General features: G+C 45.3%; 13 protein-coding genes, 3 tRNA genes and 4 rRNA genes. 5 read left to right on the top strand and 15 right to left on the bottom strand.

Going from position 1 to position 22,537, the window contains the following annotated elements:
- Positions 1–23: 23 nt before the first annotated feature.
- The 3 genes from pstB to HRQ85_RS21935 form a co-directional block, all read right to left on the bottom strand.
- A complete protein-coding gene (gene pstB, locus HRQ85_RS21945; RefSeq protein WP_009848269.1) occupies positions 24–842 on the bottom strand; it encodes a phosphate ABC transporter ATP-binding protein PstB in 819 nt (272 codons plus the stop codon).
- A complete protein-coding gene (pstA, locus tag HRQ85_RS21940) occupies positions 843–2,552 on the bottom strand; it encodes a phosphate ABC transporter permease PstA (RefSeq protein ID WP_050052389.1) in 1,710 nt (569 codons plus the stop codon).
- Between the two features lie 111 nt (positions 2,553–2,663).
- Positions 2,664–4,880, bottom strand: a complete 2,217-nt coding sequence (locus tag HRQ85_RS21935; protein WP_172380602.1) for an ABC transporter permease subunit — start codon at positions 4,878–4,880, stop codon at positions 2,664–2,666.
- A 200-nt stretch (positions 4,881–5,080) separates the two neighbouring features.
- Here HRQ85_RS21935 and ppk1 point away from each other — a divergent pair, with 200 nt between their 5' ends.
- Both ppk1 and ppx read left to right on the top strand, forming a co-directional pair.
- A complete protein-coding gene (gene ppk1, locus HRQ85_RS21930) occupies positions 5,081–7,177 on the top strand; it encodes a polyphosphate kinase 1 (RefSeq protein WP_172380601.1) in 2,097 nt (698 codons plus the stop codon).
- On the top strand, positions 7,168–8,679 hold the full coding sequence (ppx, locus tag HRQ85_RS21925; RefSeq protein ID WP_172380600.1) for an exopolyphosphatase: 1,512 nt from the start codon (positions 7,168–7,170) through the stop codon (positions 8,677–8,679). Before ppk1 ends, ppx begins: the two co-directional genes overlap by 10 nt.
- Positions 8,680–8,757: 78 nt before the next feature.
- Here ppx and HRQ85_RS21920 read toward each other — a convergent pair whose 3' ends face one another.
- Genes HRQ85_RS21920 through phoB form a run of 3 tightly spaced genes read right to left on the bottom strand, consistent with a single transcriptional unit; the run spans position 8,758 to position 11,753 of the window.
- Positions 8,758–9,714: a PstS family phosphate ABC transporter substrate-binding protein gene (locus HRQ85_RS21920; RefSeq protein ID WP_122081864.1), complete on the bottom strand. Its 957-nt coding sequence runs from the start codon at positions 9,712–9,714 to the stop codon at positions 8,758–8,760.
- A 17-nt stretch (positions 9,715–9,731) separates the two neighbouring features.
- Positions 9,732–11,030 (bottom strand): phosphate regulon sensor histidine kinase PhoR, encoded by a 1,299-nt coding sequence (gene phoR / locus HRQ85_RS21915; RefSeq protein WP_172380599.1) that lies wholly within the window; start codon positions 11,028–11,030, stop codon positions 9,732–9,734.
- A gap of 33 nt (positions 11,031–11,063) precedes the next feature.
- The gene (gene phoB / locus HRQ85_RS21910; protein WP_004735064.1) at positions 11,064–11,753 is read right to left on the bottom strand and encodes a phosphate regulon transcriptional regulator PhoB; all 690 of its coding nucleotides are present in this window, start codon (positions 11,751–11,753) and stop codon (positions 11,064–11,066) included.
- Between the two features lie 194 nt (positions 11,754–11,947).
- Here phoB and rdgC point away from each other — a divergent pair, with 194 nt between their 5' ends.
- The 3 genes from rdgC (at position 11,948) to HRQ85_RS21895 (ending at position 14,761) form a co-directional block, all read left to right on the top strand.
- Complete coding sequence (gene rdgC, locus HRQ85_RS21905; protein WP_017062534.1) at positions 11,948–12,862, top strand: recombination-associated protein RdgC; 915 nt, start codon at positions 11,948–11,950, stop codon at positions 12,860–12,862.
- Positions 12,863–13,068: 206 nt separating this feature from the next.
- Positions 13,069–14,472, top strand: a complete 1,404-nt coding sequence (trhP, locus tag HRQ85_RS21900) for a prephenate-dependent tRNA uridine(34) hydroxylase TrhP (RefSeq protein WP_122081863.1) — start codon at positions 13,069–13,071, stop codon at positions 14,470–14,472.
- 34 nt (positions 14,473–14,506) lie between these two features.
- Positions 14,507–14,761, top strand: coding sequence for a YfhL family 4Fe-4S dicluster ferredoxin (locus HRQ85_RS21895; RefSeq protein ID WP_004735061.1), 255 nt, complete (start codon positions 14,507–14,509; stop codon positions 14,759–14,761).
- A 41-nt stretch (positions 14,762–14,802) separates the two neighbouring features.
- Here the strand turns inward: HRQ85_RS21895 and HRQ85_RS21890 are convergent, their stop codons facing one another.
- The 9 genes from HRQ85_RS21890 to rrf (HRQ85_RS21850) all read right to left on the bottom strand — a co-directional run bounded on the left by HRQ85_RS21890 (position 14,803) and on the right by rrf (HRQ85_RS21850) (position 22,371).
- Complete coding sequence (locus HRQ85_RS21890; protein WP_048613433.1) at positions 14,803–15,111, bottom strand: hypothetical protein; 309 nt, start codon at positions 15,109–15,111, stop codon at positions 14,803–14,805.
- A gap of 274 nt (positions 15,112–15,385) precedes the next feature.
- Positions 15,386–16,225, bottom strand: coding sequence for a penicillin-insensitive murein endopeptidase (gene mepA, locus HRQ85_RS21885; RefSeq protein WP_172380598.1), 840 nt, complete (start codon positions 16,223–16,225; stop codon positions 15,386–15,388).
- Positions 16,226–16,480: 255 nt separating this feature from the next.
- Positions 16,481–16,557: transfer RNA gene (locus HRQ85_RS21880), tRNA-Trp, on the bottom strand.
- Between the two features lie 35 nt (positions 16,558–16,592).
- A tRNA-Asp gene (locus HRQ85_RS21875) sits at positions 16,593–16,669 on the bottom strand.
- Between the two features lie 79 nt (positions 16,670–16,748).
- A 5S ribosomal RNA gene (gene rrf / locus HRQ85_RS21870) occupies positions 16,749–16,864 on the bottom strand.
- 91 nt (positions 16,865–16,955) lie between these two features.
- Positions 16,956–19,849: ribosomal RNA gene (locus tag HRQ85_RS21865) — 23S ribosomal RNA — on the bottom strand.
- Between the two features lie 314 nt (positions 19,850–20,163).
- A tRNA-Glu gene (locus HRQ85_RS21860) sits at positions 20,164–20,239 on the bottom strand.
- A gap of 65 nt (positions 20,240–20,304) precedes the next feature.
- Positions 20,305–21,859 (bottom strand): 16S ribosomal RNA (locus HRQ85_RS21855).
- Between the two features lie 396 nt (positions 21,860–22,255).
- Positions 22,256–22,371: ribosomal RNA gene (gene rrf, locus HRQ85_RS21850) — 5S ribosomal RNA — on the bottom strand.
- Together the 16S, 23S and 5S rRNA genes with 3 tRNA genes alongside form the textbook arrangement of a ribosomal RNA operon.
- Positions 22,372–22,537 lie beyond the last annotated feature (166 nt).

The raw sequence follows: 22,537 nt of genomic DNA, 5'->3' as shown, positions 1-22,537 counted from the left end.
TCTAGATGACACCTTTGTGGAGGTTAGCCATATCTACCAGTAATGTAGTCTTCCGTCTGGTTTTTCAATGGAGACGTAAAAATTGAGTCCGTATCTGAGTACTCGATCAATTTTCCCATATGAATAAAGGCAGTATGGTCACTTACACGCGCGGCTTGTTGCATGTTGTGGGTAACAATCACCACTGTGTATTGCGTTTTGAGATCGTTGATCAACTCTTCAATCGTCAAAGTAGAAATAGGATCCAGTGCCGATGTAGGCTCATCTAACAAAAGCACTTCAGGCTCAATAGCAACCGCACGAGCGATAACCAAACGCTGCTGTTGGCCGCCAGATAAACCAAAAGCATTCTCATGCAATCGGTCCTTCACTTCATCCCATAGAGCAGCAGCGCGCAGAGAGCGTTCAACCGCATCATCAAGGTCTCGGCTGTTGCTAACACCTTGCAGCCTCAAGCCATAAACCACATTCTCATAGATAGATTTAGGAAAAGGGTTCGGACGCTGGAATACCATACCAACACGACGTCGTAAGGTCGCGACATCTACCTTGGGGTGATAGACATTCTTGCCATGAAGCTTCACTTTCCCGGAAACCTTACAGCCTTCAACAAGATCGTTCATGCGATTAATACAGCGCAGCAGAGTCGACTTTCCACAGCCAGAAGGGCCGATAAACGCGGTCACCTGCCCCTTCGGGATCTGCATCGAGATATCATCAAGTGCTTGGCTCTCTTTATAGTAAAGATTTAGCCCTTCAATCGAGATAGCAATTTGCTCATCCTTCAGGTTGTGAACATCAAGTGGTGCTTGGTAACCCAAGGTTTCATTAATCGAGAACATCTAATCTTGTCCTAAGGTTCGGTATTTTTCACGCAAGTTATTACGGATATTGATGGCTGTTAAATTCAACCCAACAATCACCGTAACCAATAAAAATGAAGTCGCATACACTAAAGGTCGTGCCGCTTCGATATTAGAGGTTTGAAAACCAACATCATAGATATGAAAGCCTAAATGCATGAACTTTCTGTCTAAGTGTAGATACGGGAACTGACCATCGACTGGCAAGCTGGATGCTAATTTCACAACACCCACCAGCATGAGTGGAGCAACTTCCCCCGCGGCTCTCGCGATTGCCAAGATCAAACCAGTGATAATCGCTGGGCTTGCCATCGGTAAAACAATGCGCCAAAGCGTCTCAAATTGAGTAGCACCAAGCGCTAATGAACCGTGCCTCACTGCACTAGGAATGCGCGTTAAGCCCTCTTCAGTAGTTACGATAACCACTGGAAGCGTCAAGACCGCTAAGGTTAGTGCTGACCAAAGTAGACCCGGTGTGCCAAATGTCGGAGCGGGTAATCGCTCTGCATAAAACAACGTATCAATCGAGCCACCAATGGTATAGACGAAGAAACCTAAACCAAAAACGCCATACACAATCGACGGTACACCCGCCAAGTTAATCACGGCGATACGAATTAAACGTGTCAGTGCGTTGTTTTTTGCGTATTCATGAAGATATATCGCAGCGACCACGCCAAGAGGCATCACGACGATCGACATGAGAATAACCAACAGTACTGTACCGAAAATGGCAGGGAATACACCGCCTTCAGAGTTTGAGTCTCGTGGGTTCTCTGATAAGAACTTCCAAACTTGTTTGCCCCAATGCCCAACCTTTTCTAGGTAAGACATATTATTCGGGTACCAATAATCCAGAATGTGACTTAGCGAAATCTCGACTAACTCGCCTGTCATATCCTCAACGAGTAAGCTTTCGACATTGAGCTGCGTTCTAAGGTGCTCAAGCTTAACTTCGGCTTCATCCAACTGGCGGTTTAATTCCAGTTTAGTTTGAGTATAGGTTTTAAGGTATTCATCGCTCACTGACTCATTGAGTTCAAGCTTACGCTTTTCTAAGCGCAGGTTTTCCAATTGCCAGCTGATATTACGAATTTCTTGGTTCACGACACGCGACGTTTCTTTACGTAACGTATCAGCGAACGCCAAGCCTTGTTCGAGCTTTTGGTCTATGTTCGAGTCAAAAGTGCCAGAAGCGGTTTTAAAACCCACCGGCTTACCAAAGAAGTAGCCACCTCGACTTCGTTCAATCACAACCCAATCAAGCGGGGTGGTTGGCTCACGTAAATTGACATCCAGAATGGAAACAAAGTCCGCAGGGTACAGCTCTCTGTTGGCAACTTTAATGCTTAAGCGCTGTATTAGCCCAGTCGACAAATTTTGAGGTGACAAGAGATCATGGACTTGTGGAACTTGCTCTATCGGGATGTATTTTCGTTCATATAACTGACCAACTAATACATCTTGTTTTGATACGGTTTCGTCAAGATCGACCACTAGCGATAAGTCTTTGGAATCAACTTGCCATTGGTACAAAGGTGCGGGCCAAAAATAGGTTAAGCCCTTCCAACCAATCAGCAGCATTAGACCAAGAACAGAAAGCATACTTATGCTCACCGCCCCACCCGTTAGCCAGATCCACGGAGAGCCCGATTTAACCCAAGATAGTAATGACTTCAGTTTATTCATCATGATCGACCTTGCTCTTGGCGTGCTGAAATCAAAGAGCTGCAAAGATCACGAGACACGCTAGTCAAGCCACTAAAAGCCATTGATACACATTGAGGCAAACCTTTAAAACTACAGCGCACGATATTTATCTCTCAGTCTTTGTCTAACCCACTCAGCAACTGAGTTCACCGCGAATGTAAAGATAAACAGCAAGAGTGCAGCCAAGAACAACAAGCGGAAATGAGAACCGCCCACTTCTGATTCTGGTAGCTCAACAGCAATCGTTGCCGATAAGGTTCTCATCCCTTCCAAAATATTCCAGTCAAGAATTGGAGTGTTACCTGTCGCCATCAAGACGATCATGGTTTCACCAACTGCTCGCCCTAGGCCCATCATAACCGCAGAAAAGATACCTGGACTCGCCGTCAATAGCACCACATAAATAAGCGTCTGCCACGCCGTCGCACCCAACGCTAATGAGCCATCAGACAAGTGTTTAGGTACAGAGAAAATAGCATCTTCCGCAATAGTGAAAATCGTAGGGATAACCGCAAAGCCCATAGCAAAACCAACCACCAGGGCATTGCGTTGGTCAAAGTCGATGCCATAGCTGGCCAAGAAAGTACGAATATCACCACCAAACAATAAGGCTTCAATGTTGCTTCCACCAGCAAACACAGCAACTACTGTAACCACCAATACTGGAATCAATATCAGCGCGTGCCAACCATTAGAGAAGCGACCCGTTACCATCTTCGGTAAACAGAACCAAACAAGTCCAGTCAACAGTGTGCTCAGTGGTAATAACACCATTAATGAGAAGACAGCCGTTAAATGTGTCTCAACGATTGGAGCAAACCAAAGCCCAGCCAAGAACCCGATGATCACGGTCGGAAGAGCTTCCATCAGCTCTATCGAAGGCTTTACGACTCTTCGCATGCGTGGAGACATGAAGTAAGCGGTGTAAATAGCTCCGAGCACAGCAACAGGCACGGCAAACATCATCGCAAACAGAGCGGCTTTGATAGTACCGAACGTGATAGGTACTAAACTGAATTTCTCTTCAAAGTCATCGTTCGCCGACGTTGATTGCCAAACGTATTGCGGTTCAGGGTAACTTTCATACCAGACCTTTTGCCAAAGCGATGAGAATGAGATCTGTGGATATTCATTGTCGACTTTAGCCACACTGATGGTGCCATCAATCAAGGTCGCCAGATGCAGTTCATTAGCAGACATAGCGGCTAGTTGTGGTGATTTATCAAAGGCTCGTTCAAACAACGACAGCTTTTCACTGGTCGTATAGTGGCTTTGTAATGTGCCGTTCTTATAGAAACTATAAAAACCCTTTCTATAAGTATCAGGAAGAATAAATTGCACTTGTTCTGCAAGTTGGAAGTCTCGAATATGGGTCAGGCTACGCTTTTCATCTTTGAGTACATCGAACCATTGAGAAACCTGTCCGTCCTCATGCGTAACCAACAACGAGTATGCGCCAGACAATAAATCGATGCTTTTCACGGAATGCTTCGCATCATTTAAGCTAAGATCAATCACTTCACGAACATCAAAACCGTTATCTAATAGTTTCAAAACAACCAAATCCGATTGTGCTCGTAGGTATAAAGTTTGCCCATCAGGTGTGACAAGCAGCTGCTGTTGCAAGCCCAGCTTATCCGAAAGCCATTGGCTCTTCTGAAAAACATACTGACCAGTAAGGTCACTCTGATACCACTTAACCAAGACTCGTTGGTCACTTAACTGAGCGGCAACCGTAATTCCACGTCCATTTTTAGAGAACGCGAATTTGTCGATCGTCGCCACATTTGATGATTCATCATTTAAAAACGGTTCAGGGAGAGTGATTTGCTCAATTTTAGGTTCGGCTTCGCTGCCCTTTTTAAGCACAGGCGCACTATACTCAGGATAGAAAAAAGTAAGATTGCTTGCGCTGTCAGCAAAGGCAAACCAGTTTTCAGATGGGGTATTTCGAGAAAAGGCGATGGGGTTGGCTACAACATCACGCTCAAAGTAAGAGTGTGTATTTTGAGACTCTAAGTCCCAAAACTGTACCAAACCTGATTTTTCGATAGTAAATGCATGTTGACCATATTCATCAACCGATAAGACGATAGGCTCCTCTACGGCAACGGTCTTTACGGCTTGGTCGGTCTCTAAACCAGTATCTGAAAATACCGGTAAAATGACCATTGCCAAGTAAACAAAGATCAATACTAGGGCAGCTAGAACACTGACCGCGCCACATGTCACCGAAAAACGGACGAGACGATCTTTCAACCATCTTTTTTTGTCTCGCTCTTTCAATGAAAATTGGGCTGAAGCCATCTGTTTATCTACCTTTTTTTAGCTACTGACATAATATGTACGTTAGATGACAATTATATTACAAGTTACGTTAAACAACTGAAACTAATAACAAGTTTGTTAGCCATATTTCTTAAAGTAAGATCATAGATTTTGTGCATTTTGCCATTCTAATTTAAAGTAATCAGCTCTATAGCCAGTACTCAAGGATTCTCATCTCGATGGAAAAAGACTATGTCACAAAAGAACTTAGCTGGTTATCCTTCAACGAAAGAGTGCTCCAAGAAGCGGCAGATAAGTCAGTTCCCTTAATCGAAAGAGTTCGTTTTTTAGGTATTTACTCGAAAAACCTCGATGAGTTTTACAAAGTCCGATTTGCTGATGTGAAGCGAAAGATCTTACTCCAAGATCCACAACTAACCTCCAACTCGCCAAAAACCTTACTGACTCAAATGCAGAGTAAAGCAAGCCAGCTCGATGCTCAATTCCATGAACTGTATAACGACTTGCTACTGGAATTGGCACGCAATCGTATTTTTCTGGTCAACGAACAGCAAATCAGCGAAGAACAAAGTGGCTGGATAAAAAAGTACTTTAAGAAAAAAGTGCTGCCATACTTAACGCCGCTTCTCTTGAACGAAGATAGCCAGTTACTCAATATTCTCAAAGACGAACAAAGTTACTTAGCGATCGACATCGAGCGTGAGGCATCTTCTCAATATGTGTTACTCGAAATCCCATCAGAGGCACTCCCTCGATTTGTTAAGTTACCGGAAGCTTCGGGTTCGCAGCGTACAACTTTGATCTTGTTAGATAATATAGTTCGATTTTGTTTGGATGACTTGCTTAAAGGATTCTTTGAGTATGACTCATTGCGTTGTTTTGCGATAAAAATGACACGTGATGCCGATTATGATCTGCAAGAGGACAATGAAAATAACCTATTAGAATCGATGTCATTAGGTTTAGAACAGCGCTTAACAGCACTGCCGATACGTCTGATCTATGAATCTGAAATGCCAACTGAAATGCTCAACTTCTTACAAGTCAGACTTAAACTGTCTGACTATGACAGTGTCATCGCAGGTGGGCGTTATCATAACTTCAAACATTTCTCTGAGTTCCCAAGCCTTAATCGACGTGATTTAATTAATCGCCCGCTACCCGCGATTAAGTGCGCGCATTTCAATAATTACCCAAACTATTTCGAAGCGATCAAAGCTCGTGACATTTTACTCCATTACCCTTATCACACCTTTAGTCACATCACTGAACTGGTTAGGCAGGCTTCCTTTGACCCGAAGGTAACCTCCATCAAAATAAACGTTTACCGTGTTGCGGAAAGCTCAAAACTCCTCAGCTCGATCATCGATGCAGCACACAATGGCAAAAAGGTCACTGTGGTTGTCGAGCTGCTAGCACGCTTTGATGAGCAAGCCAACATTCAATGGACCAAGAAACTTCAAGAAGCGGGTGTAAAAGTCATCCATGGCATCCCAAGTTTGAAGATCCATTCCAAGTTGCTGCTCATCAAACGAAAAGAAGGCAAGCATACCGAGCATTATGCCCATATTGGCACTGGCAACTTTCATGAAGTGACAGCGCGCGTATATACCGATTTTTCTCTGCTCACTGCGAATGAAGATTTGACTCAAGAGGTGAGGCAAGTCTTTAAGTACATTGAAAATCCTTATCAAAAGTCCCAGTTCAAACAACTGATTGTGTCACCGAAGAATACAAGAAAACGTCTGTATCAGTTGATAGATAACGAAATACAAAATGCGATAGAAGGTAAGCCTGCGAACATCACTCTAAAACTCAACAATTTGGTCGATCGAGAGATCATTGAAAAGCTTTATCAGGCTAGCCAAGCCAATGTAAAAGTGAGAATGGTCATTCGCGGCATGTGCTCTCTTGTCCCTGGCATACCCAACATCAGTGACCATATTGAGATTGTCAGTGTGGTCGACCGTTTTCTCGAACATCCGAGAGTGATGATATTTGGTAACGCTGGAAAGCCGAAGGTCTATATATCTTCCGCTGACTGGATGACACGAAACTTTGATCACCGCATCGAAGTTGCAGCTCCAATTTTAGATCCAAAGATCAAGCAAACCATTATCGATATCACCGAGTTTCATTTCGATGACGGCAACAAAGCTCGAGTGCTAGACCAAGCGATGAGCAACCCTTACATACAACCACCAGCAAACCCACTTGATTACCCGACGTCACAACTCTCCACTTACCACTATATTAAACGTATGGAGAAACTTGCTCGCAAGAAGTACAAACAAGAGAAGAAATCATGCCGCTAATTGATAACAAACATTCTCGATGTATTGCCGCTATCGACTTGGGTTCGAACAGCTTTCACATGGTGGTTGCCCGAGTATTCGATCAACACCTGCAATTAGTCAGCAGACACAAACAGAAAGTCAGATTAGGTGATGGATTGGATGAACGTAACGTCCTATCCGAAAGCGCTATCGAGCGAGGCCTAGAATGCCTCAAGGTGTTCGCAGAGCGACTGGCGGATTTTGAGCTTGATGATGTCAGAGTTGTTGCGACTCATACCCTAAGAAAAGCCAAAAACGCTAAAGACTTCTTAGAGCAAGCCAAACCACTGTTTCCTTTTCCAATAGAGATCATTTCCGGTCAAGAAGAAGCTCGAATAATCTATAACGGTGTAGAGCACACTCAAACCGCTTCTGAATCTAAGTTGGTTATTGATATCGGTGGTGGCAGTACCGAACTCGTTGCTGGACAAGGCTTTACTCCTCTAATTATGCGCAGTTTACCGATGGGATGCGTCAACTTCACTCAACGTTTCTTTGCTGACGAAGGACTAACTTCACGACACTTCTCAGATGCTTATACCTCAGCTACTCGTCTATTGATGCCATTGATTGAAGAATACACAAAAGCCCCTTGGGGAATCGCTTTTGGCTCATCAGGGACTGCTAAATCAATAAAAGAGGTACTCATTGGCTTAGGGTTCACCGACGGTCTCATTACGCCCCAACGCCTGTCTTATTTGAAGAATCACTTATGTGAGTTTTCATCATCCAACACCTTAAATCTTTCAGGCTTGAGTGATGAGAGAAAGCCTGTATTTGCTGCAGGCGTCACCATTCTTTCAGCAGCCATGGATACGCTAGACATCAAGGAGTTACATTTTTCTGATGGTGCCCTGAGAGAAGGCGTTCTATATGACATGGAGGATCGGTTTAAAGATATTGATGTTCGAACAAGAACTGCCGAAACGCTCGTTTCTCGATACCATGTAGACGTAACTCATGGCGAGAAAGTGAAAGTGCTCGCCCTTGCATTGCTGAAACAAGTGCAACCTCAAGTGACAACTGCGGTCACTAATGAGCTGTATGATCTGCTTGGTTGGGCTGCGTTGCTTCATGAGGTAGGACAAAGCATTGCATTCCAAGGTTATCACCGCCATTCGGCCTATCTGCTTAAGCACACGACAATGCCAGGCTTCAATACTGAGCAGCAGCGTTTTATATCAACATTGGTTCGCTATCAAAGAAAATCGCTCAAGCTACAAGATTTGCCGGAACTTTCTCTGTTTACCCAACAACAAATCACCCTGCTGGTTCGTATATTGAGACTCGCTATCTTACTCAACCGTCAGCGAAATCAAGCACTAACTCCAGACGTAACTCTAACGATTGAACAACAAGATAACTGGGAATTGAAAGGATCTAACAGCGATTGGTTGTCCCAAAACCAACTGCTTGATTGTGAACTCAGAGAAGAGCAACAACGTTGGCAAAATGCAGGATGGTCGTTGAAGCTAAAATAACGAACAGTCAAAATTAAAACAGCCTGCGACATCGCAAGCTGTTCATACGTTTCTTATCTAAGTTTATCGTAGCCTCAATCAGAGCCCGACTTTTGCCAACTCTTGCTCTGCGAACTCAGACGGTATTGCTAAATAGCCATCTTTCTCTACAAGTTCTTGTCCTTGCTTTGAGAACACAAAAGTGAGGAACTCTCTCTCAACGGGAGAAAGCGGTTTATCTGGGTGTTTATTCACGTATACATAAAGAAAGCGTGATAGAGGGTAATCACCACTCAAGATATTCGCTCGAGTCGGCTCTACATAATCAGAACCATGCTCAGCAATAGGAATTAGCTTAACGCCAGCGACACGATAACCAATACCTGAGTAACCTATGCCGCTGATTGATGATGCGACCGACTGTACAACCGATGCAGAACCTGGCTGCTCATTGACTCGGTTCTTAAAGTCACCACCACATAATGCGTTTTGTTTGAAATAGCCATAGGTTCCCGAAACGGAATTGCGCCCAAACAGCTGGAATCGATGTTTCGCCCAAGGTTGGTCGACGCCTAGATCTTGCCAATCGTTCAGCGGTTTCGTCGCACCACAGCGTAATGTCTCGGAAAAGATGCCATCAATCTGACGGAAATTGAGCCCCTCAATAGGATTATCTCTGTGCACAAAAAGTCCAATCGCATCGATCGCCACTCGCAGTGCTGTCGGTTTATAACCATGTTCTCTTTCAAACGCCTCTACTTCTCGCAAGCGCATCGGACGACTCATTGGTCCTAGATGGGCAGTACCTTCGGTTAAGGCTGGAGGCGCAGTAGAAGAACCAGATGCTTGGACTTGAGCGTTAACGTTCGGGTAGTAAGATTTAAACTCTTCCACCCATAACGTCGTCATGCCCGCTAAGGTATCCGAACCTACCGATAATAAGCTCCCAGAAATGCCCGGAACCTTAGAATAATCAGGAAGAGAGTCGACACCCAGTTCGGCATGAACAGGGTTGGCCAAAGCAAACGCTAATAATGAGCTGATTGGCAAACGCATCCTGCGTGTCAAACAACTCATGACACTGTCAGTCGATTTGGTAATGTGAAATGGAATCGACTACCGACTCCTACTTCACTTTGAATTTCTAAATGTGAGTCATGGTGACTAAGCGCATGTTTCACAATCGCCAATCCAAGACCACTACCACCGGTATCACGTGAGCGTGCTTTATCTACACGATAGAAACGCTCTGTGAGTCGATGTAAGTGTTGTGGCTCGATACCGTCTCCGGTGTCTGACACATCTAAACATGCACCTTGACTGGTCTGGTACCAACGCACTTTAACCGTCGCGCCCGGTGGTGTGTATTTCACTGCGTTGTAAACCAGATTCGATATCGCACTTCTCAACTGATCTTCATCAGCGAGAACGCGTAGGCTCTTATCGATATCAAACTCAAACTTATGCTCTCTATCACCACTTAGGCTTGCCGCTTCTTTCTCAAGAACCTCAAGCATCGCCGGAACGTTCACCACTTCATCGAGCTCATGCATCGGCGCCGCTTCGATTTTTGAAAGTGTTAATAGCTGATTGACCAGACTGTTCATGCGATTCAATTGCTCGGTCATCACACCATGAGCCTTAGGCCACATAGGGCCAACGACCATGTCTGGATCTTCCGTCATTTCAAGGTAGCCCTGAAGTACGGTCATTGGAGTTCGTAGCTCGTGAGAAACGTTAGCAAAGAAGTTACGACGCATGCCTTCTAGCTGCTTTAGCTGAGTAACATCACGTACCACCATCAGGTGTTCACCCTCGGTATACGGCACGATACGAAGCTCAAGCATACGTTCCACGTTCAGTGGCGAAGGCATCTCTAACGGTTCTGAAAAATCTTGTTTATTAAGATACTTGATGAAGTCCGGCGTGCGGATCAAGTTAGAAATCGGTTGCCCTGAATCGTCTGGCCAGCGAAACCCAAGTAAGTACTGAGCAAGCTTGTTACACCAAACGATATTGCCTTCACCGCGAAATACCACAACGGCATCGGGAAGGGATTCTGCACCATTTCTGAAACGGCGGATTAGGTTGGTCAGCTCTTTACGTTTGCGACGCTGTCTCTGCTGCATACGATAAATACCGTTGAACAAAGATTCCCAGTTCCCAGAACCTGATGGTGGCGTTAGACGCTTCTCATCCCACAACCATGCGGACAAACGCATTTGGTTGTGCAGATGCCAGCCGAGCTGCAATACCGTAGCAGCCAGCAGTAACCAAGGTAGGTAGCCGAATATCCATCCAACTAAAACCCAAGGTGCGTAAAAAAAAGCCAGCTCCCAAGCCAGCTTTTTCCAGGTTAACTTTTCAACCATTCAGGACTCCGTAAACTGGGTAGCGAAGCCACACTAAGCCTTTGTAGAAAAACGGTAGCCCGCGCCGCGAACCGTTTGGATTAGCTTGTCGTGACCTGCAGATTCAAGTGCTTTACGCAGGCGTCGAATATGTACATCAACGGTACGGTCTTCAACGTAAACGTTGGTGCCCCAAACGTTATTCAGCAGTTGCTCTCGGCTGTACACACGCTCTTGGTGTGTCATAAAGAAGTGCAACATTTTGAACTCTGTTGGTCCCATATCAACCGGACCTTCGCTTGCGGTAACGCGGTGAGATACAGGGTCTAACTTAAGACCTTGCACATCAATCACGTCTTCCAGTGCGGTAGGCGTTACACGGCGAATAACCGCTTTCAGGCGAGCAACAAGCTCTTTGGGTGAAAATGGCTTGGTGATATAGTCATCAGCGCCCACTTCTAAACCACGAACCTTATCTTCTTCTTCGCCACGAGCCGTTAGCATCACCACTGGGATGTTGCGAGTTAACTCTTCACGCTTCATGTGCTTGATAAAGTTTATCCCGCTACCACCAGGTAGCATCCAATCTAGTAATACTAGATCTGGGAAAGGTTCACATAGCTTGTTTACCGCTGTATCGTAATCTTCAGCCTCTACTGCTTGGTAGCCTTTTTGTTCAAGCACGAAACACAGCATCTCACGAATAGGTGCTTCATCTTCAACGACCAGAATCCTTCTCGACATAATTGAATAGCCTTTGTATTTAATCAACGCATTGCATTATCTGAGTTAATTATGACACTTTTGTGACCTTTGAAAACAAATTTTCATATAACTGTCTCAAACATTTCACTTTATAACTTTTGATACAGAGCTAGGGACAAATCGAATTAGATCTCATATCATGAAGCACTTCTAAAAAGGTATGAGAAAAATTTATGTGGTTTAAAAATTGCCTAGTCTATCGCTTCAACCGTGATATTGATTTCAACGCAGATCAGCTAGAGAAACAACTTGAAGAATTCCGCTTTACTCCTTGTGGTAGCCAAGACAAACAGAAGTTTGGTTGGGTACACGCAATGGGTAGACATGGCGATATGATGACGCACGTATCAGAAAACCGCATTCTTATCTGTGCAAAGAAAGAAGAGAAAATGCTACCCGCTTCTGTGATCAAAGAATCACTGAACGCAAAAGTAGAAACGCTTGAGGCAGAGTCTGGTACCCCTCTGAAAAAGAAAGAGAAAGACAGCCTAAAAGAAGACATCATCATTGATCTACTTCCTCGCGCATTCAGTCGCAGTAATTTTACATACGCGCTGATCATGCCAAAAGAAGGTTTCATTGTGGTTGATGCAAGCAGCTACAAAAAAGCAGAAGATGTATTGGCATTGCTACGTAAGACAATGGGTAGCCTGCCAGTAGTACCAGCTATTCCAGAGCAAGCGATTGAAACAACATTAACTGAATGGGTTAAGTCTGGCGATACGCCTCAAGGTATCACTATGCTTGATGAAGCAGAGCTAAAATCTATTCAAGAAGACGGTGGTATTGTTCGAGTTAAGAAACAAGAACTAGAAGCTGATGAGATTAAAAACCACATCGAAGCCAATAAGATGGTGACGAAACTTCTTATCAACTGGCAAGACCGTATTGAATTCATTCTTGCAGAAGATGGCAGCATCAAACGTCTAAAATTCAGTGATGAGCTCAAAGACGAAAACGACGATATTCCTCGTGAAGATCAAGCTGCGCGTTTTGATGCAGACTTCTCTCTACTTTGTGGTGAGTTCAGTGTTTTCCTTCCAAACCTATTTGAATCATTAGGCGGGTTAACTCAACCTAACGCTTAATCAGTCAAACTATAAGCTCAGGTGCTAACGGTATCTGAGCTTATTTCTCACTAAGTTCTCACTTATATCTGCCTCTCGACCCTCTGGTTAATGTCATTGCTATCTTTAGGGCTATCAACCAAACTCATTTTAGCGTAAAATTTGCGCCCCTTTGATATCACTTGGTGGTATCAACCTGACTTGAGATCAGATTAGAGAACGAAGCAATGACTACACAAAAACCATTTGTACCTGAACTATTATCACCGGCAGGAAGCCTCAAAAACATGCGTTATGCATTCGCCTACGGCGCAGATGCAGTATACGCAGGCCAGCCACGTTACAGCCTCCGTGTTCGTAACAACGAGTTCAATCACGAAAACCTACAAATCGGTATCGATGAAGCTCATGCTCAAGGCAAAAAGTTATATGTTGTATGTAACATTCAGCCGCACAACTCTAAATTAAAAACATTCATTCGCGACCTTAAACCAGTTGTTGAGATGGGCCCTGACGCGCTTATCATGTCAGATCCTGGTCTTATCATGATGGTTCGCGAAGCATTCCCTGAAATGCCAATCCATCTTTCTGTTCAAGCAAACGCAGTAAACTGGGCGACCGTTAAGTTCTGGTCAACTCAAGGCGTTGAGCGTGTAATCCTATCTCGTGAGCTATCACTTGAAGAGATCGAAGAGATTCGCGAACACTGCCCAGAAACAGAACTAGAGATCTTTGTTCACGGTGCTCTTTGCATGGCTTACTCAGGCCGCTGTCTGCTTTCTGGTTACATGAACAAACGCGATCCAAACCAAGGTACTTGCACTAACGCTTGTCGTTGGGAATACAAAACAGAAGCAGCGAAAGAAGACGAAAACGGTCAGATCGTTGAAGCTAATCCAACTGGTGTCGCAATTCAAGAAGTTGAAGTTCAAGATGAACGTCCAGACAACACACTAGGTCTTGGTAAACCAACAGACGAAGTGGTTCTGCTTTCTGAATCACACAAGCCAGAAGAGAAAATGGCAGCGTTTGAAGATGAGCATGGTACTTACATCATGAACTCAAAAGACCTTCGTGCAATCCAACACGTTGAGCGCCTAACTAAGATGGGTGTTCACTCTCTGAAGATTGAAGGTCGTACTAAGTCTTTCTACTACTGTGCACGTACTGCTCAGGTTTACCGTAAAGCTATCGACGATGCAGTGGCAGGCAAGCCATTCGATGAAAGCCTAATGGGTACCTTAGAGAGCCTAGCTCACCGTGGTTACACTGAGGGCTTCTTACGCCGTCATACACACGATACATACCAAAACTACGAGTACGGTTACTCTATCTCTGACACTCAACAATTTGTTGGTGAGTTCACAGGTAAGCGCCGTGGCGACTTAGCGGAAGTAGAAGTGAAGAACAAGTTTCTAGTAGGCGACAGCTTAGAAATGATGACACCGAAAGGTAACGTTGTTTTCAAACTGGAAGTTATGGAAAACCGTAAATCTGAAGCGGTCGACGATGCGAAAGGTAACGGTCACTTTGTATTTATTCCTGTACCAGCAGATCTAGATCTAGAGTACGGCTTGCTGATGCGTAACTTGAGCGAAGGCCAAGATACACGTAACGCATCAGGCAAATAATTTTCACTTAAGCGACTTACTTGAGAAGAAAACGATGGCTCTGTTAATTACTGACAAGTGCATAAACTGCGATATGTGTGATCCTGAATGCCCAAATGGTGCAATCACGATGGGTGACAGTATCTTCGAGATCGATCCAGATTTATGTACAGAGTGTAAAGGTCACTATGAAAAGCCAACATGTCAGTCAGTGTGCCCGATTACAAAATGCATAATCACTGACCCAAATCATATTGAAACTGATGACGAGCTACTTGAGAAGTTTGTAATCATTCAAGGCTTGACCTAAAAGAAGAAAGGTTCAACTTAACCATAAGTTGAACCTTTTTTTTATCCTGATTTCTCGATTGGATAAATATTGCAGAAGAGCTCTTTTTCAAATTGATATTCGAGTCGTTCTCGCCAGTTTATTGATTGAGCTATCGGAACAAGATAAAAGTTTTCCCTGCTGGTATCGGTCACAAATGCCATTCCATACTGCATCAATTCGTAATGAACATCATTTACGAAGCTAGGGTCTAAACGCTGTCTGCCTGTCAGTTGGGTAATGTCATCTCTCGAAATAGAAATACCCGAGCTTTCAGCGTTGAATCTATGTCTTAACCATTCTGAAAATTCCTTTGCACAAATCATAGTCATAGTCTTATCCTTGAATTATCTATCGACGGGTATCAGACTCTGATTTCGTATACTGCATATAAGCCGCATCTTTCACCCCAAAAACACTCTATCCCTGACCAAACCTTGTCAAATTCATCATCGCCTTTGCTGATATCATTATTGGTTTTATCAATATCAAACGATGTTCTTAATCTCGTGTTTATAAACTCTAGACAAAAGTGTGATGTTTCTCCAGTTTTAGAGTCGAGAAAACCAGTGGCAGTAACACTGTAAAAAGCCTCGATGAACAGGATTACTTATTCGATATCAAGGCCAAACACTGACTTGGCATCACTTTAACTTTTTTCTTTTTCTTAGTTTTCGCTACTTTTTTAGGAGGTGGAACTGGAACAGTCTTTGGAGCCCAACTTGCAAGTTCATCTCCACAACCGTCACCTTTAGGAGGGCTCGCTTGAGCTATGCAGTTTGAACTGCCTTCAGGACACTTTAAACGAACGTGGAAGTGGGAGTGGTGTCCCCACCAAGGCCTTATTTTCCCCAACCAAGCTCTATCATTAGTGTCAGAGTCTTCTTGTTCACAAAGGGTTTGCTTGATCACTGGATGAACAAAAATACGCACCACTTTTTCATCTTTCGCCGCATAACGAATAACTTGAAAGTGAGCATCGGTCCAATTCGATTGACGCAATTTGTAGTTGGTAAGATCCACAACGCTCACAGGTTTAGGCACAGCTAACTCGTTCTCTGACAACCTCTTACTGGTTAACCTTAGCCATATATCAATATCTAACCCTGTTTGATGACTTGAATGACCTGAAGAAAAGCGCCCTCCTCTGGGAAGAGAAATATCACCGACCAATAAATTAGTATTGAGTTTCTCGCTGGTCGTGACTCCTAACCTCTCAATAAACTTTATAGCTTCTGTATGGCCATAGTAGCGCTCTCTTTGAGGGCGAATGATCTGATACCCCAAACCATTAATAGGCAAAGCCTGCGCGCCGTCTAGACAGCCATTGGCATAGCTTCCAATTGATGAGGGTGAATTTTTAGTAGGGTGACTCTCTTTCTCCCACGAAGTTGCTGATAGAGAAAATGAACAAAAGAATACAACCAGTGCAAAAAAGAACCTCATAATAATCCCAAATTACTGACGCTTACTCATTATATTAGTCGCCATTTAGGATTAGGTGCATATCGTACTTAAGTTTTTGGTGGTAGCTAATGAATTAGACGGGTTAAAGCAACAAAACAGGAAACGGGAAAACCGAGAAATTTCGCTATAGATGAATGATGAAGCGTAATGGGCTGTTTATACCAAGCTATCTTCACAATTTATCAAACTCCAGAAAGCAAAAAGGCCCTAGCATTTCTGCTAGAGCCTTAAATATGGCAGGGGTGGAGAGATTCGAACTCCCAACACGCGGATTTGGAATCCGCTGCTCTGCCAATTGGAGCTACACCCCTATTTTCAGTTTTAAAGAGCTGAAACTCTGAATAAGTGGCGGAGTGGACGGGACTCGAACCCGCGACCCCCGGCGTGACAGGCCGGTATTCTAACCAACTGAACTACCACTCCGCAGTGGACTACTTGTCGTCGCTGACAAGTGTTCAAACTTTTTGTCTTCACTTTTCAAAAAAGTGAAAATAAATTTGGAGCCTGGCGATGTCCTACTCTCACATGGGGAAACCCCACACTACCATCGGCGCTATTGTGTTTCACTTCTGAGTTCGGCATGGAATCAGGTGGGTCCACAATGCTATGGTCGCCAAGCAAATTTTAAAATTCGGAAAACTGATTTAAAAGTCTCTTTCAAACTCATTCAAGGTCTGTCTTTGAGTCCACAAAACCCCTTGGGTGTTGTATGGTTAAGCCTCACGGGCAATTAGTACAGGTTAGCTCAATGCCTCGCAGCACTTACACACCCTGCCTATCAACGTCGTAGTCTACGACAACCCTTTAGGACRCTTATAGYGCCAGGGAAAACTCATCTCAAGGCTCGCTTCCCGCTTAGATGCTTTCAGCGGTTATCGATTCCGAACTTAGCTACCGGGCAATGCCATTGGCATGACAACCCGAACACCAGAGGTTCGTCCACTCCGGTCCTCTCGTACTAGGAGCAGCCCCTTTCAATTTTCCAACGCCCACGGCAGATAGGGACCGAACTGTCTCACGACGTTCTAAACCCAGCTCGCGTACCACTTTAAATGGCGAACAGCCATACCCTTGGGACCGACTTCAGCCCCAGGATGTGATGAGCCGACATCGAGGTGCCAAACACCGCCGTCGATATGAACTCTTGGGCGGTATCAGCCTGTTATCCCCGGAGTACCTTTTATCCGTTGAGCGATGGCCCTTCCATTCAGAACCACCGGATCACTATGACCTGCTTTCGCACCTGCTCGAATTGTCATTCTCGCAGTCAAGCGGGCTTATGCCATTGCACTAACCACACGATGTCCAACCGTGTTTAGCCCACCTTCGTGCTCCTCCGTTACTCTTTGGGAGGAGACCGCCCCAGTCAAACTACCCACCAGGCACTGTCCGTAATCCCGATTCAGGGACCAACGTTAGAACATCAAAACTACAAGGGTGGTATTTCAAGGACGACTCCACCACATCTAGCGACGCGGTTTCAAAGTCTCCCACCTATCCTACACATGTAGGTTCAATGTTCAGTGCCAAGCTGTAGTAAAGGTTCACGGGGTCTTTCCGTCTAGCCGCGGGTACACTGCATCTTCACAGCGATTTCAATTTCACTGAGTCTCGGGTGGAGACAGCGTGGCCATCATTACGCCATTCGTGCAGGTCGGAACTTACCCGACAAGGAATTTCGCTACCTTAGGACCGTTATAGTTACGGCCGCCGTTTACCGGGGCTTCGATCAAGAGCTTCGACCGAAGTCTAACCCCATCAATTAACCTTCCGGCACCGGGCAGGCGTCACACCGTATACGTCATCTTACGATTTTGCACAGTGCTGTGTTTTTAATAAACAGTTGCAGCCACCTGGTATCTGCGACTCTCGTCTGCTCCATCCGCAAGGGACTTCACTGATAAGAGCGTACCTTCTCCCGAAGTTACGGTACCATTTTGCCTAGTTCCTTCACCCGAGTTCTCTCAAGCGCCTTGGTATTCTCTACCCGACCACCTGTGTCGGTTTGGGGTACGATTCCTTACAATCTGAAGCTTAGAGGCTTTTCCTGGAAGCATGGCATCAATGACTTCACTACCGTAGTAGCTCGACATCGTATCTCAGCGTTARTAGCGGTCCGGATTTACCTAAACCACCCGCCTACGTACTTGAACCTGGACAACCGTCGCCAGGCCCACCTAGCCTTCTCCGTCCCCCCATCGCAATTGTAAGAAGTACRGGAATATTAACCYGTTTCCCATCGACTACGCCTTTCGGCCTCGCCTTAGGAGTCGACTTACCCTGCCCCGATTAACGTTGGACAGGAACCCTTGGTCTTCCGGCGAGGGAGTTTTTCACTCCCTTTATCGTTACTCATGTCAGCATTCGCACTTCTGATACCTCCAGCAGCCCTTACAGACCACCTTCAACGGCTTACAGAACGCTCCCCTACCCCACATACCCTAAGGTACGTAGCCGCAGCTTCGGTGTATAGCTTAGCCCCGTTACATCTTCCGCGCAGGCCGACTCGACCAGTGAGCTATTACGCTTTCTTTAAATGATGGCTGCTTCTAAGCCAACATCCTGGCTGTCTGAGCCTTCCCACATCGTTTCCCACTTAGCTATACTTTGGGACCTTAGCTGGCGGTCTGGGTTGTTTCCCTCTCCACGACGGACGTTAGCACCCGCCGTGTGTCTCCCGGATAGTACTTACTGGTATTCGGAGTTTGCAAAGGGTTGGTAAGTCGGGATGACCCCCTAGCCTTAACAGTGCTCTACCCCCAGTAGTATTCGTCCGAGGCGCTACCTAAATAGCTTTCGGGGAGAACCAGCTATCTCCAGGTTTGATTGGCCTTTCACCCCTAGCCACAAGTCATCCGCTAATTTTTCAACATTAGTCGGTTCGGTCCTCCAGTTGATGTTACTCAACCTTCAACCTGCCCATGGCTAGATCACCTGGTTTCGGGTCTAATCCTAGCAACTGTACGCCCAGTTAAGACTCGGTTTCCCTACGGCTCCCCTAAACGGTTAACCTTGCTACTAAAATTAAGTCGCTGACCCATTATACAAAAGGTACGCAGTCACACCACGAAGGTGCTCCTACTGCTTGTACGTACACGGTTTCAGGTTCTATTTCACTCCCCTCACAGGGGTTCTTTTCGCCTTTCCCTCACGGTACTGGTTCACTATCGGTCAGTCAGTAGTATTTAGCCTTGGAGGATGGTCCCCCCATATTCAGACAGGATATCACGTGTCCCGCCCTACTCGTTTTCACTGATGATGAGATGTCGATTACGGGGCTATCACCCTTTATTGCGGCACTTTCCAGAGCCTTCATCTGTCTCATTAAAAGCTTAAGGGCTAATCCAATTTCGCTCGCCGCTACTTTCGGAATCTCGGTTGATTTCTCTTCCTCGGGGTACTTAGATGTTTCAGTTCCCCCGGTTTGCCTCCTGYTGCTATGTATTCACAACAGGATACTTACTTATGTAAGTGGGTTTCCCCATTCAGGAATCCCAGACTCAAAAGGTTATTACTACCTAATCTGGGCTTATCGCAAGTTATTACGCCTTTCATCGCCTCTGACTGCCAAGGCATCCACCGTGTACGCTTAGTCACTTAACCATACAACCCGAAAGGGTCTTAGTGTATGGCAACTAACCAAGGTTTTTGGTTGTCATTAAGAAGGGTTAATTCTCAATGACTGTTTGCCGGACTCAATTGTGATTCAAACAAGTTTGAATCGAATACAAGACACTTGAATGTGTTTGTTGTGTTTATACCGTTCTTATTAACTAAGAGCAGATAAACATTGAGAACTTTTAAATTTGATTGAATTACTCGTAAGTAATCAATCAGTCAGCTTTCCAAATTGTTAAAGAGCTTGATTCAATAAATTGAACCATTTTTAAAAACACTTAAATAAATGTGCTTAAAGATGGTATCCCGTAGGGGAGTCGAACCCCTGTTACCGCCGTGAAAGGGCGGTGTCCTAGGCCTCTAGACGAACGGGACAAAGGTTACTCTTAACTGTTTAAACATATCAATCTGTGTGGGTACTCATCGTAAACATCTTCGTATAAGGAGGTGATCCAGCCCCAGGTTCCCCTAGGGCTACCTTGTTACGACTTCACCCCAGTCATGAACCACAAAGTGGTGAGCGTCCTCCCCGAAAGGTTAAACTACCCACTTCTTTTGCAGCCCACTCCCATGGTGTGACGGGCGGTGTGTACAAGGCCCGGGAACGTATTCACCGTGACATTCTGATTCACGATTACTAGCGATTCCGACTTCATGGAGTCGAGTTGCAGACTCCAATCCGGACTACGACGCACTTTTTGGGATTCGCTCACTATCGCTAGCTTGCTGCCCTCTGTATGCGCCATTGTAGCACGTGTGTAGCCCTACTCGTAAGGGCCATGATGACTTGACGTCGTCCCCACCTTCCTCCGGTTTATCACCGGCAGTCTCCCTGGAGTTCCCGACATTACTCGCTGGCAAACAAGGATAAGGGTTGCGCTCGTTGCGGGACTTAACCCAACATTTCACAACACGAGCTGACGACAGCCATGCAGCACCTGTCTCAGAGYTCCCGAAGGCACACCTGCGTCTCCGCTGGMTTCTCTGGATGTCAAGAGTAGGTAAGGTTCTTCGCGTTGCATCGAATTAAACCACATGCTCCACCGCTTGTGCGGGCCCCCGTCAATTCATTTGAGTTTTAATCTTGCGACCGTACTCCCCAGGCGGTCTACTTAACGCGTTAGCTCCGAAAGCCACGGCTCAAGGCCACAACCTCCAAGTAGACATCGTTTACGGCGTGGACTACCAGGGTATCTAATCCTGTTTGCTCCCCACGCTTTCGCATCTGAGTGTCAGTATCTGTCCAGGGGGCCGCCTTCGCCACTGGTATTCCTTCAGATCTCTACGCATTTCACCGCTACACCTGAAATTCTACCCCCCTCTACAGTACTCTAGTTCACCAGTTTCAAATGCAGTTCCGAGGTTGAGCCCCGGGCTTTCACATCTGACTTAATGAACCACCTGCATGCGCTTTACGCCCAGTAATTCCGATTAACGCTCGCACCCTCCGTATTACCGCGGCTGCTGGCACGGAGTTAGCCGGTGCTTCTTCTGTTGCTAACGTCAAGAGATGTTGCTATTAACAACACCCCCTTCCTCACAACTGAAAGTACTTTACAACCCGAAGGCCTTCTTCATACACGCGGCATGGCTGCATCAGGCTTTCGCCCATTGTGCAATATTCCCCACTGCTGCCTCCCGTAGGAGTCTGGACCGTGTCTCAGTTCCAGTGTGGCTGATCATCCTCTCAGACCAGCTAGGGATCGTCGCCTTGGTGAGCCATTACCTCACCAACTAGCTAATCCCACCTAGGCATATCTTGACGCGAGAGGCCCGAAGGTCCCCCTCTTTGGCCCGTAGGCATTATGCGGTATTAGCCATCGTTTCCAATGGTTATCCCCCACATCAAGGCAATTTCCTAGGCATTACTCACCCGTCCGCCGCTCGACGYCCATTAACGCACCCGAAGGATTGTTAGTGTCGTTTCCGCTCGACTTGCATGTGTTAGGCCTGCCGCCAGCGTTCAATCTGAGCCATGATCAAACTCTTCAATTTAAGATTTTGTGACTCAACGAATACTGACTTCAAAACTAATATTCATGTAAACATGAACATGTAATTCTAAAGCTATTACCATTCCAACAGAATGGTAATGAATTGACTGTGCCGAATAACTACAAGTAGTTAAACGTATTGGTCACTCAGTTCATTGAAATCAATTTTGATTCCGAAGAATCTGTTTTATCTAACGATAAAACGTTTTGATATTCATCAACGAGTGCCCACACAGATTGATAGGTTTAAATTGTTAAAGAGCTTTGCTTTCAGTGCCTTAGCACTTAAGCAGGACGCGTATAATACGCTTTCTACTTTGAAAGTCAACATAAAATACTAAGAAAACTTAGAACTCTATGGTGACTTGTCTACTTTGTAGACAAAGTCGAAATTAAAGCCTGGCGATGTCCTACTCTCACATGGGGAAGCCCCACACTACCATCGGCGCTATTGTGTTTCACTTCTGAGTTCGGCATGGAATCAGGTGGGTCCACAATGCTATGGTCGCCAAGCAAATTTTAAAATTCGGAAAGCTGTTAAATTCTCTTCAAACTCATTCAAGCGTTTGGTATTTCTTTGAGTCCACAAAACCCCTTGGGTGTTGTATGGTTAAGCCTCACGGGCAATTAGTACAGGTTAGCTCAATGCCTCGCAGCACTTACACACCCTGCCTATCAA

The sequence above is a fragment of the Vibrio sp. Vb339 genome, assembly GCF_902751245.1.
Lineage (GTDB): Bacteria > Pseudomonadota > Gammaproteobacteria > Enterobacterales > Vibrionaceae > Vibrio > Vibrio coralliirubri.
The sequence above is the reverse complement of the archived record's forward strand: the minus strand, read 5'-3'. Positions and strand labels throughout refer to the sequence as shown.